General features: G+C 40.5%; 8 protein-coding genes. 6 read left to right on the top strand and 2 right to left on the bottom strand.

Translation table 11 applies throughout. The annotated features are described in order from the left end of the window. The first annotated feature begins 105 nt into the window (after positions 1-105). On the top strand, positions 106-438 hold the full coding sequence (locus ACE1AT_RS29160; RefSeq protein ID WP_374874672.1) for a DUF565 domain-containing protein: 333 nt from the start codon (positions 106-108) through the stop codon (positions 436-438). A gap of 93 nt (positions 439-531) precedes the next feature. Then, the gene (locus ACE1AT_RS29155) at positions 532-1419 is read left to right on the top strand and encodes a glycerate kinase (RefSeq protein ID WP_374874636.1); all 888 of its coding nucleotides are present in this window, start codon (positions 532-534) and stop codon (positions 1417-1419) included. 162 nt (positions 1420-1581) lie between these two features. On the opposite strand, the gene ACE1AT_RS29150 is transcribed toward ACE1AT_RS29155, so the two are convergent. Together ACE1AT_RS29150 and ACE1AT_RS29145 are read right to left on the bottom strand one after the other, a co-directional pair. Beyond that, a complete protein-coding gene (locus tag ACE1AT_RS29150) occupies positions 1582-4962 on the bottom strand; it encodes an ATP-binding protein (RefSeq protein ID WP_374874635.1) in 3381 nt (1126 codons plus the stop codon). A 417-nt stretch (positions 4963-5379) separates the two neighbouring features. Beyond that, complete coding sequence (locus ACE1AT_RS29145; protein ID WP_374874634.1) at positions 5380-5613, bottom strand: hypothetical protein; 234 nt, start codon at positions 5611-5613, stop codon at positions 5380-5382. 727 nt (positions 5614-6340) lie between these two features. On the opposite strand from ACE1AT_RS29145, the gene ACE1AT_RS29140 reads away from it, so the two are divergent. From ACE1AT_RS29140 to ACE1AT_RS29125, 4 genes are all read left to right on the top strand, one after another. After that, on the top strand, positions 6341-6763 hold the full coding sequence (locus tag ACE1AT_RS29140) for a circadian clock protein KaiA (protein WP_374874633.1): 423 nt from the start codon (positions 6341-6343) through the stop codon (positions 6761-6763). Between the two features lie 313 nt (positions 6764-7076). Further along, the gene (gene kaiB, locus ACE1AT_RS29135) at positions 7077-7397 is read left to right on the top strand and encodes a circadian clock protein KaiB (protein ID WP_017312742.1); all 321 of its coding nucleotides are present in this window, start codon (positions 7077-7079) and stop codon (positions 7395-7397) included. Positions 7398-7485: 88 nt separating this feature from the next. Further along, positions 7486-9054 carry a circadian clock protein KaiC gene (gene kaiC, locus ACE1AT_RS29130; RefSeq protein WP_374874632.1) on the top strand — a complete coding sequence of 523 codons (1569 nt, stop codon included), beginning with the start codon at positions 7486-7488 and terminating at the stop codon, positions 9052-9054. Between the two features lie 65 nt (positions 9055-9119). Next, on the top strand, positions 9120-11462 hold the full coding sequence (locus ACE1AT_RS29125) for a TolC family protein (RefSeq protein WP_374874631.1): 2343 nt from the start codon (positions 9120-9122) through the stop codon (positions 11460-11462). The last annotated feature ends 178 nt before the right edge of the window (positions 11463-11640 follow it).

Raw genomic sequence — 11640 nt, 5'->3', positions numbered from 1 at the left:
AATCCAAAACAGCTGCAATATTATCCACATAACTTTATGCTAAACCTAATATCTTCAAGATGGAAACATCTAATCAGATTTTGATCAATGTCACCATCATCAATCATGCAAAATACTCGTCTCAATAACTTATTCGATGCGATCGCTAGGAGGTTAGAACAATGGATTCTCAACCCTTGGCGACGCATATCTATACTAATCATCAGTTTTTTATTAGGTTTTTTTCTCGGAAGCGCAGTTGCAACTACAGCTGGGCAAACAGCAGAATGGGATATTGTAGTGGCTGGAACTTTAGTGTTGGCAACAGAAATTGCCAATAGAATATTTTACAATCGCAGCGTCTTAGCACGTCAAGTCTTTTGGGTGCAAGCAATCAACTATCTGAAAATCGGTCTCACCTACAGCTTATTTTTGGAAGCATTTAAGTTGGGATCGTAAACAATTAAAAATTAAAAATTAAAAATTGGGAATAGGGACACGGGGGACAAGGGAGAGAATCCCAAATGCCCATTGACAAATGACAAATGACAAATGACAAATGACAAATCTATATATTCTGATGTGTTGGAATTTTGCCAAACTCATCTGCGGATGCAGCCTCAGATGGTGTCAGAGGTGTTATGTAATTTGTGGCTACCTTTAGCTAACAAGTTGGTGTCCCATCGACAGCAATTAAATCGTCCGTTGATTCAGGGTATTTTAGGAGGACAAGGGACGGGTAAAACTACTTTGTGTCGAGTTTTGGCTTTGATTTTTCAACACTTGGGATATCAGACGCTGAGTTTGTCTTTGGATGACCTATACAAAACCTATGGCGATCGCCAAATTCTCAAACAGCATGATCCCCGGTTGATTTGGCGCGGCCCGCCTGGAACTCATGATATTGAGTTAGGCTTAACTGTATTAGACAAAGTTCGCAACTGTGAATTTCCAGTGTCAGTTCCCCGCTTTGATAAATCAGCACACAATGGTGCTGGTGATAGAACTACTCCCGAAATTGTGCCAAATGCAGATATTGTGTTATTTGAGGGTTGGTTTGTAGGTGTGCAACCTATTGATCCCAGTGCATTTGATCACCCACCACCACCGATTATCACTCCTGAAGATCAAGCTTTTGCCCGTGATATGAATCATAATTTGCGTGATTATTTGCCACTCTGGGAAAGATTGGATGGCTTAATCGTGTTGTATCCCAAAGATTATCGACTTTCTTTAGAGTGGCGCAAGCAAGCAGAAAGGGAAATGATTGCTGTTGGCAAATCAGGGATGAGTGATTCAGAAGTTGAGCAATTTGTCAAGTATTTTTGGTGTTCTCTCCATCCAGAATTATTCATCAAGCCCTTGATCGAATCTTCCACACTAGTTGATTTAGTGATTGAGATCAATTCCGATCACAGTTTCGGTAATATCTTAAGTTAGTCAGCACAAATAAAAGCTAATGTCATTTGTCATTGGTCATTAGTCATTTGTCAATGGGCATTGGGCATGAATCAGTTAACAGTTAACAGTGAGCAGTTTAATTTGATAACTGATAACTGATAACTGATAACTGATAACTGATAAGTCCCCGATCCCCGTTCCCTAATTACTCGTTGACAAAGCTTGATTAATATGATTAAGCAAATCTTCCATGGAGATTGATCGAGGTAAAACTTGGCTGGCGATCGCACCGACAGCATTTTCTAGAGACTGTTCTTGAGTCAGATCAGGATTTAATTGCTGATCTAGTACCAAAATCGGTGGCAATTTTACTGGTAACTCTCCAAGTGTTCTCAGGGCTGAGTATACCTCTTTTTTGAGGCTGGATTCTTCTAAGCAAATGAGTAACAAGTCAACGCTTTTGTGACGGAGTTGTTGTAGCAGTTCTTCCCAAGACCTACCAATTGTCGCTTTGAGTCCAGCTGTATGTAGATACTGAATTAATGCTTGGAACCACTCTGAACCACGAGAAATAGTTAGAGGTTTAAAGCCTTGATCGGGAAAATCTTTGACTTGAGAGTCTTTTTCTAAACTTTTGCTAGTACAATGCTTGCGTTTTGCATCTGGCAAATCTGGTAGTGCTGCTAATTCTACAACTAATATACTGGGAGGACAGGAAATACCAACTGCTATTTGCAGGACTGACAATAAAGCATCTATTTTTTTGCTTTGCTCGCTATTGTTGGTGTGCGATCGCGTTAAGCAAGGAAACACGGACAAACCGGCTATTTGAGAAGCTGTTTGTGTGGTTCTGACATCACAGGTAACTATAGGTAGATTTGCCAAGCGAGGAAGGTTACTTAGTTTTTGCAAATAAGCTGTTGCTGCGGGTACTTCTGGATCTAGCAAAATGACATCAAATTGCCACACTCTAGCTAGCAATTCTGCCTGTTCAATATCATCTACTTCTATAATTCGATGTTGTTGTAGTAAGGGATATAAATCGAGATTTTCTCCTTCAGGATGGACGAATCTCAGAATTCGTAGAGGCGCATGACTCACAACGGGTTTTGTTTCTTTGTTTTGCTGCTTTTTTTGGGAAACTGTATACAAACTTTCCAATAATGGTGCTAAAAATTGAGGTTCTACAGGTAAGCTCAAAAAACCATCTGCACGATTCGCAAATACTTGCTCTTTCTCCGCTGCGGTTGCTGTCACAATTACAGGAATATGGCGAGTTGTAGCATCAGATTTGAGTAAAGTTAGCACATCCCAACCCGACAGCAAAGGTAGTAGGGGATTGAGAAATATAGCTTTTGGTTGCAAACGACGGGCTTTTTCTACAGCTTCACATCCGGAACGCGCGATTACGACTCGATAACCTAAACCTGTGAGTTGTTCGGTAAAGTCTTCAATATATCGGGCTACAGCTTCTACAACCAATACTAGTTGTTGGGAAGAGGTGGAATGGTGGGATGATGTAGATGTTTGTCCCCACCTTTGTTGTGTCCCCAAGCTTGGGGTGGTGGAGTGCTGGGGTGAAATCTTTCTCCCCATCTCGTGATCTCGCGTTCTCCTCTTCATCTGTGTCCCGATCTCCTCGTCTGCTAGTCTTCCTAACTCTTTTGGAGGACTTGGTGGTAGTAACAAAGTGAACTGACTCCCTTTACCTTCACGAGATAAAAAGCTAACATCACCACCATGCAGACGAGCAAGCGCTCTGGTTAATACTAACCCCAGTCCTGTACCTTCAAACTGACGGGTAAGGGGATGTTCTAATTGTTGGAATTTTTGAAAGATTAGATGCTGTTGATGTTCGGGAATCCCAAGACCTGTATCCCAGACTGTAAATGTAATCCAACCTTCCCAGCGACTGACTCGCAGCCCAATTTCTCCTCCAGTTTCGGTGAATTTGAAAGCGTTGGATAGGAGGTGTACCAACATTTGACGTAGGCGAAATTCATCTGCAACAATTTCGTCTAAACCTGGTTCTATGGAAAGATTGAATTTGTGTTCCTCTGCACCAGGTTGAGGATGGGAGGAAACTGTAGTTTTGCGACTTTGAGCATGGATAGCTTTTGCTTCATCGACAGCGCGATCGCACACTGTACGAATATTCACAATTGCTAGCATCAGTTCCATTTGCCCTGTTTCCATGCGGGTCAAATCTAAAATATTATTGACTACACTCATCAAATGCCGCCCGCTTTGATGAATTAGTCCAGCATAACGCGCTTGCCGCTCGTTGAGTTTTCCTAATTGTTGATCTACTAACAATCTTGATAATCCCAAAACCGCCGTGAGGGGAGTTTTTAACTCATGGCTAATGCAGGCTAAAAATTCGTCTTTTAACCGATTTAGTTGCATCAAATCGGCATTTTTTGCAGCTAGTTCTTTACAAAGCTGCTGCTGCTCGGTGACATCTGTTGCTAACATTAACCACAAGTCTGAGTTAAGTGCTGTGTCGGAACTAGGATTTTTGACTTTTAGTTCTGGACTGTCTAAAGGAATTTTGGCAAATTGCCAAACTCGTTCTTGACCATTTTCTACTTCCACAACACAGGTACAAGTTCCATGCTGGCTATCTAAAAAGCAGCGATTTTTAGAAGATAATTGTGTAGGTGGTTCTGATGGTGTGGACAATACTGAATATTCGGTTGTACCTTTTGGTATTAGTACTTCACTGCCCGTGGACAAATTATCATCTCGTACCAGAGTTTTAGTAACTATGGGTTGGGCTTGATAGTGTTCAATGTTCTTGTTGGTACTGATATCGACTAACCCTTTGGAAGTAGCGTATTCGAGGTTTTTGACTACTGCGGGGTTGAGGATTGCTTCTACTTGTTGTCTAACACCTTCTGGATCTTTTAAAATTCCTAATTGTTCCCACCATGCTGGATTTTGGGTGACAATCTTGCCTGTGTTTGTTTGCAGCATTAAAGGCCAAGGTAATCTTTCCAAAAGTTGGATCAACGGATGATTAGGCAATGGTGAAAATGGGGGTGTTGTCTGTTTTGCTTCTTTTATAGTCTTGGCGGCGACTGGTGCTTTGCGGCGACGGGATTTAGTTTTGGTTGTACTATCTTCGATTTGCGGTTGAGTTTGTGCTTTTTGCCGAAACACAAATTGCAGCAATCGCGAACTATCAATTAATCCCAAAAATTTGCCTTCAGGGTCAATTAATGCCCAATCTCGGTTAATATTATTTTTGGTCTGTTGCGATCGCAATAAATCACTGAATTCCTCGATCTCACAATCAGACTGTAAAGTCTGTATTGGTTGTATCAAGCTTGATTCCCGACTTGCTAATGGCTGCTGTAAGTTCAAAGACCCTGCTTGATTGGTATTTTCTTGATTTGCTGCCAAAATTTCTGGTAACAAACGAGCAGAATAAATTACCCCAACGGGGTTTTGCTGCTCATTCAAAACTACCAAGCGATCGCACTGCTGCGCCTCAAAAATTTCCCACACAACTTTTAAAGTTGCTGTTTTTGAGCAAATGGGTACAGTGCAGACGAATTCGTAGAGCGGGTACTTTGGCATTGACATAAGCTTTATAAGCTTTCGGGTATCATTCTGTCGGTGTGGAAACATCTAGCATCACCAAGTAGTTAAGCTGGTGCTGTTCGCGTTCCCAGCCATATCTTCACTTTGCCATTGCGGTTTATAAGGCAACAAAAACGGTTAGTTAGTCGATTCAGATCGGGTGTATAGAGGGAGTCCAAGGGGATGATGTGTAGGAGGAAGAATTACACCTCTAGTACTTCGGGTTGATTTTCTGTACATCCCACACCCCTATACACTTACAGCTTTTTTTAGGTTTGACACTAACCCAGCCTAGACTAAAATCAGCAAGGCTAAGTATATTTATCTATAGGGGTTTTTAATACGCTCTCGTTATTTTGCTCTTGCTGCTGGTAAAAGGTTACAGAGAAAAAAGTAGATTAAGACAACTTTTTCCTAGATGCCTTGCTTTTTGCCTAACAGCAAAGGTATTTGACGCATTGTTTCGGCAATATGGTCAGAAATAATCCAAAAGCTTATAGCATTGGCGTTATTTCTTTGAGCATAGCTGCTTTTAGCGTATTTATTTTTTGGTACTAGGTACTTTGTGTCAGTTATAACTAATACTAAAAAAGTAGCTTCCTGTTGCCAGTTGTGCTGTTGTTGTAAAAAACCCTCTTTAGATAGCAATACCTAAAACAATTATGGCTCCAAAGATTCGCTTTAGAACCTTTAGGAATTATAATGATTTACAATGCGACGATCGTTTAACTTAGTTTAAGTATCTTATCTAAGGAGTAAAACTAGAAAATCTGTATTTGGTTAGACATGAAGAACAATAGGCAAAATCCCACTGATTTAGTATGGAACTAAATCTTTCCCTTCCCACTCTGATTTGCCTAGAACAGTGCCTAAGAGCAAGCATTTACGACTACTTTCCTCTGCGTTAATCTTCTCCTCAAAATACATGTCAAGTGCTTGTTTGAAATAGGATCTGTAACAGTTGTTAATAAGATTGTACAATTTGTTAAGAAGCAAACTTTAGGTAACTTTACAAAATAGTCATGCAGCCGATGCGACTGTGAGATTTTTGTCAAATTACCAAATCATATTAAATGTTCTGAGTTCAGTTAATCAAGGAGGTACACAAAACAAAATTATTGATGCTATTTGTTCACTGTAGTTTTTCTTGAAACATATCTTAGTACTACCATGAAAATATCAAAGATTAATATGATTTTGATCTAGAGATTTCAGTTGATAGGTTAAGTGTTACTGTCATCCACTCAGAAAACTTGAGTGACGCAGATAAAACTTCACTCATTGTTACCGATATCTGAAGAGAAATATACAAGTCCATTGACCTATAAATAATAAAATATCGCGATCGCGTGACTAATAAAACAAGCATAAAATAATGTCATCATTTACCAAAGAATTTATTGCATTCAAAGGTAAAAAAGAAAAAGTAAAATCGAAGATTTTAAATGTTACCAAATGCCAGCAGCAAGAACAGCAGATTTTTTTTCAACAAATGACAAAAGCCGAACAACAGGCATTTTTACAGGAACTTAAATCAGAATACCGCCAGATTCTTATAAATTACTTTACCACAGACAAAACAGTGAAGGAAAAAATTGATAAATTTATCAATACAGTATTTTATGCTAATATTCCTGTGCCGCAAATTATAGAAATTCATATGGAGCTGATTGATGAATTTTCCAAGCAGCTAAAATTAGAAGGACGGGGAGACGAGACATTACTAGACTATCGTCTGACTTTAATTGATATTCTGGCTCATCTGTGTGAACTTTATCGGCGCTCGCTTCCTAAATAGACAAAATTGATTGCAGGCTTGTGAATGTTTGTGTATAGAGAGTTAGCGCTGGTAGGCTACTAGTAACACTACACAGAATTAAAAATAAAAATACCTTTTGTTCTGTGTTGATGACCTAGTTTTGGATAGCATCTCTATTTCCATGGCGTTGTACTAGTATAGGGAAGCAGAAGGCAAAAAGCCTATGTTATGGCAAAGTTAAGCTTTTTGTCTTGGAGTGGGAGGTTTGCTACCACCCAAAGACTAGCACCCGAAAGTGTTGTGACGCTTGTTTGATAACGTCTTTACTCTTGATCCCAGACTGTAGCTGATTATGAATAAAATCAAAAAGACTTATGTTCTCAAGTTGTACGTGGCAGGAAATACCGCCAACTCAGTCATGGCACTCAGAACACTTAAAAATATATTAGAACAAGAATTTAAAGGAGTGTATACTCTCAAGGTCATAGACGTACTCAAAAACCCGCAATTGGCGGAGGAAGACAAAATATTAGCTACACCAACATTATCTAAAATCTTGCCTCCACCCGTCCGGAAAATTATCGGTGATCTTTCAGACCGAGAAAGAGTATTGATTGGTTTAGACTTACTTTACGAAGAGTTAATAGAAGACGAACAATTTCAAGCAGAATAGATTATATAAATAGATAAAACATAAGTCTCAACATTTTATTAATATAATAACTGGGTTGAATTCCCATTTGCTAAATATAAAACCAAAGATGAGAGAAAACGACCAACCAGAGAAAAACAACACACCTTTATTTGGTGGTGTAGAAAAAATTCGTACGATGATAGAGGGGTTTGATGACATTAGTCATGGTGGATTACCTGTAGGGAGAACTACTCTGGTCAGCGGTACCTCTGGAACTGGCAAAACTTTATTTTCTCTCCAGTTTCTTTTTAACGGTATTAGCTATTTAGAAGAACCAGGAGTATTCGTCACTTTTGAAGAATCCCCCTATGATATCATAAAAAACGCCTATATTTTTGGTTGGGATTTGCAAAGCTTAATCAATGATGGGAAGCTATTTATTTTGGATGCTTCTCCTGACCCAGAAGGACAAGATATTGTTGGTAACTTTGATCTTTCAGCATTGATCGAACGCTTGCAATATGCCATTCGCAAATACAAAGCAAAAAGAGTAGCGATCGACTCCATTACTGCTGTATTTCAGCAATACGAAGCAATTGGAGTCGTACGGCGCGAAATTTTTCGTTTGGTAGCCCGACTCAAACTACTTAATGTTACCACGATCATTACCACAGAACGTACCGAGGAATATGGACCAGTCGCTTGTTTTGGAGTAGAAGAATTTGTTTCCGATAACGTAGTAATTGTCCGCAACGTCTTGGAGGGGGAACGTCGTCGTCGTACCATGGAAATTTTGAAACTGCGTGGTACAACACACATGAAAGGCGAATATCCTTTCACAATTACTAATGAAGGAGTCAATATTTTCCCACTTGGGGCAATGCGCTTAACTCAAAGGTCTTCCAATATACGTGTATCTTCTGGGGTTAAAACCTTAGATGATATGTGTGGCGGTGGTTTCTTTAAAGATTCAATTATTTTGGCCACAGGAGCTACAGGAACAGGTAAGACATTATTAGTCAGCAAATTTCTACAAAATGGGTGCAAAAACGGCGAACGGGCAATATTATTTGCCTACGAAGAGTCGCGCGCTCAACTCTCGCGTAACGCCTCATCTTGGGGAATCGAGTTTGAGGATTTAGAGCGTCAAGGATTGCTGAAAATAATTTGTACCTATCCCGAATCAACTGGTTTAGAAGATCATCTCCAAATTATTAAGTCAGAAATTGCTGATTTTAAACCTGCTCGAATTGCCATTGATTCACTCTCAGCCTTGGCACGGGGTGTGAGTAATAATGCATTCCGACAATTTGTTATTGGTGTCACGGGGTACGCCAAACAAGAAGAAATAACGGGCTTTTTTACTAATACAACCGACCAATTTATGGGTTCGCATTCGATTACCGACTCCCATATTTCCACAATTACTGACACAATTTTGATGTTGCAGTATGTAGAAATTCGTGGAGAAATGTCACGGGCAATCAATGTATTTAAAATGCGCGGCTCTTGGCATGATAAGGGTATTCGTGAATACAATATCACGGCAGATGGCCCGGAAATTAAAGATTCTTTCCGCAATTACGAAAGAATTGTTAGCGGAGCGCCTAGTCGCGTTAGTATCGATGAAAAAGCTGAACTGTCTCGAATAGTCAAGAGTTTTCAAGACAAAGACAGTAATGATGCTTCTAGTTAGCCTCGTGTTATATTCTGTGTGAAAAAACGGTATGAAGCCGCCTTATTGTTGTGTGAGGGGATGCGGTGAAAGGACAGATAATACTCTATAGTTTCTTGCCTGGTGTAACAGCAGCAGTGTTAACCACTCAACCGAGTTGGGCGCGACAGGTTGTTAACCCCAGTATTTCTATCCCAAATGAGGGTGGAGACTTAGTTGCAGACAATACAAAAAATCAAGTTGCTGCTAGAAATAGTAGTTTTGCAACTAATTTGACAACAACAATCAAACCATCAGAACCAGCAGATTTCAAGACAATTAACATGCAGAGGTTTGGGACTGATGATGTTGGGAAAATTGCTACTAAAACAATTGGTGTACCAATAGGAGAAATTTCTTTTCAGGATCGGGGAAGTACTTTCAAGTTGACATCAGCCCAATACCAAACCCAGCCAGCAGTAGATAGCAATCAATTAGCTTCCGCGATTTTTGATGCCAACTTGCAGCCTGAAATTATGCAAGTGGCTCCCTTTGAGTATGGCACTCAGCATCTACACCAAAATACTGCCCAGATGAAAACGGGATCACAGAAAAACTCTGTCAAACGCACATCGCCGTCTCAAGTTGGGCAAAAATTGCGTGAAGTCATGATTAGCAGAAGTTCAACTCCAGAAAAATTGCCAGTGAGGGTAGGTGATGCGATCGCTCCCCAGCAATTACCTAATCCAACTACACAAGTAGCATCAAAGCAAAATCCTAACATCCAAGCATCAGCTTTTTTACAAAATGTTGCTAGAGGTTCAGGTTCGGCAAAATTATTAGCGATCGAAAATTGTTCACAAGATACAGTTAGTTGTCCTCCACAAAATTTCACCCCGCAACTCGTATCGCAATCAATTTCTCCGACACCGACACCAACAGCACCAACAATCAATAATCAGCAACCAACAATTAACCAACAACCAACAATCAATAATCAACAACCAACAATCAACAATCAGCAACAACTAACAACTCCTCAAGTTCCCATCGTTTCGCCGATTTCCAAACCAACAACACCTGCACCTAATTACCTCAATCCTGACAAAAATAATCCCTTACTATTTCCTACCAAACCTGATGAGGTCAGAGAAAAGGGAAACCAGCCAATTACCTTAGATCAAGCTGTAGAATTAGCACAGCGCAACAATACACAACTACAAATATCTTTATTGGAATTACAACGGGATAAAGCCAGCTTGCGAGAGGCTCAAGCTGCTTTATTTCCCACCCTTGACTTGAGTAGTAGTATTACCCGCAGCCAATCTGCTTCCGGTCAACTTTCTTCAGAAATACAAGAACGGCAAGAACGGGGTTTACCACCAGAACTGCGTTCTCGATCCAATGCTGATGAACCCAATACATCCTTCAATGGTCAAGCACAACTTATTTATAATATTTTTACTTCCGGCAGACGTTCAGCCAATATAGGCGCTGCTGAGGAACAGGTACGCCTCCAAGAATTCGAGACTATGCGTCAAGCTGAGGAAATTCGCCTCACTGTCGCCACAAACTACTACGATTTGCAAGAAGCAGATGAAAATGTACGCATCGCCCAATCTTCTGTGAGAAATGCGGAGGTGACTTTACGCGATGCTCAAGCTTTAGAAAGAGCGGGTGTAGGTACTCAATTTGATGTACTGCGAGCGCAGGTAACTTTAGCAAATGCTCAACAAGAGTTGAGTGGAGCGTTATCTCAACAAAGAATTCGCCGTAGTCAGTTAGCAACTACATTAAATGTTCCAGATGCATTAACTGTCAGTGCCGCAGATCCTGTAAGATTGGCGGGTCTGTGGAATTTGCCGCTAGAAGATACAATTGTACTAGCCTATCAAAATCGCCCCGAACTGCAACAGCAGTTAGCACAACGCAATATTAACGAACAGCAACGACGTTTAGCACTTGCAGAACTCGGTCCACAAATCAGCTTAGTTGCTAGTTATAACTTGTTAGATCAGTTTGATGACAGTATTAGTGTTACCGATGGTTATTCCGTTGGCGTGCAAGCCAGCCTAAATTTATTCGATGGAGGAGCAGCCAGAGCCAGAGCTGACCAGCAAAAAGCTAATATTAGGATTGCTGAAACTCAATTTAACGATACACGCAATCAAATTCGCTTCCAGGTACAACAAGCCTATTCGGAATTGAGATCCAATTTAGACCAAGTGCAAACCGCTAATATTGCTCTAGAACAAGCCAGAGAATCTTTACGTCTGGCGCGTTTGCGATTCCAAGCAGGTGTAGGAACTCAAACAGATGTGATCGCAGCTGAAAATGACCTCACAAGAGCAGAAGGTAATAGTGTTACCGCTATTTTGTCTTACAATCGCGCTCTCGCTACTTTGCAAAGGTCTGTAACTGCTAGAGGATTAGCTAGGATTGCTCAATAGGGATTGGGGATTGGGGATCGGGGATTGGGAAAGAAGAATTTCCCCTTGTCCTCCTTGTCCCAATACGGTTCAGTTAAGGCTAAAAACTAAAACTAGCGTAGGTTGGGTTGAGGAACTAAACCCAACATTATCAAGGCTTTGTTGGGTTTCGCTTGCACTCAACCCAACCTACATTTCT

This window comes from Pelatocladus sp. BLCC-F211 (genome assembly GCF_041928655.1).
GTDB lineage: Bacteria > Cyanobacteriota > Cyanobacteriia > Cyanobacteriales > Nostocaceae > Pelatocladus.
Note: the sequence above shows the minus strand (reverse complement) of the source record. Positions and strands in the feature narration are given on the sequence as shown.

What these genes read in the sequence shown, in the direction of transcription:
- ACE1AT_RS29160 (WP_374874672.1), top strand. Translation starts at nt 106, where the DNA reads ATGCAAAATACTCGTCTCAATAACTTATTCGATGCGATCGCTAGGAGG.
- ACE1AT_RS29155 (WP_374874636.1), top strand. Translation starts at nt 532, where the DNA reads ATGACAAATGACAAATCTATATATTCTGATGTGTTGGAATTTTGCCAA.
- ACE1AT_RS29150 (WP_374874635.1), bottom strand. Translation starts at nt 4,962, where the DNA reads ATGCCAAAGTACCCGCTCTACGAATTCGTCTGCACTGTACCCATTTGC.
- ACE1AT_RS29140 (WP_374874633.1), top strand. Translation starts at nt 6,341, where the DNA reads ATGTCATCATTTACCAAAGAATTTATTGCATTCAAAGGTAAAAAAGAA.
- kaiB (WP_017312742.1), top strand. Translation starts at nt 7,077, where the DNA reads ATGAATAAAATCAAAAAGACTTATGTTCTCAAGTTGTACGTGGCAGGA.
- kaiC (WP_374874632.1), top strand. Translation starts at nt 7,486, where the DNA reads ATGAGAGAAAACGACCAACCAGAGAAAAACAACACACCTTTATTTGGT.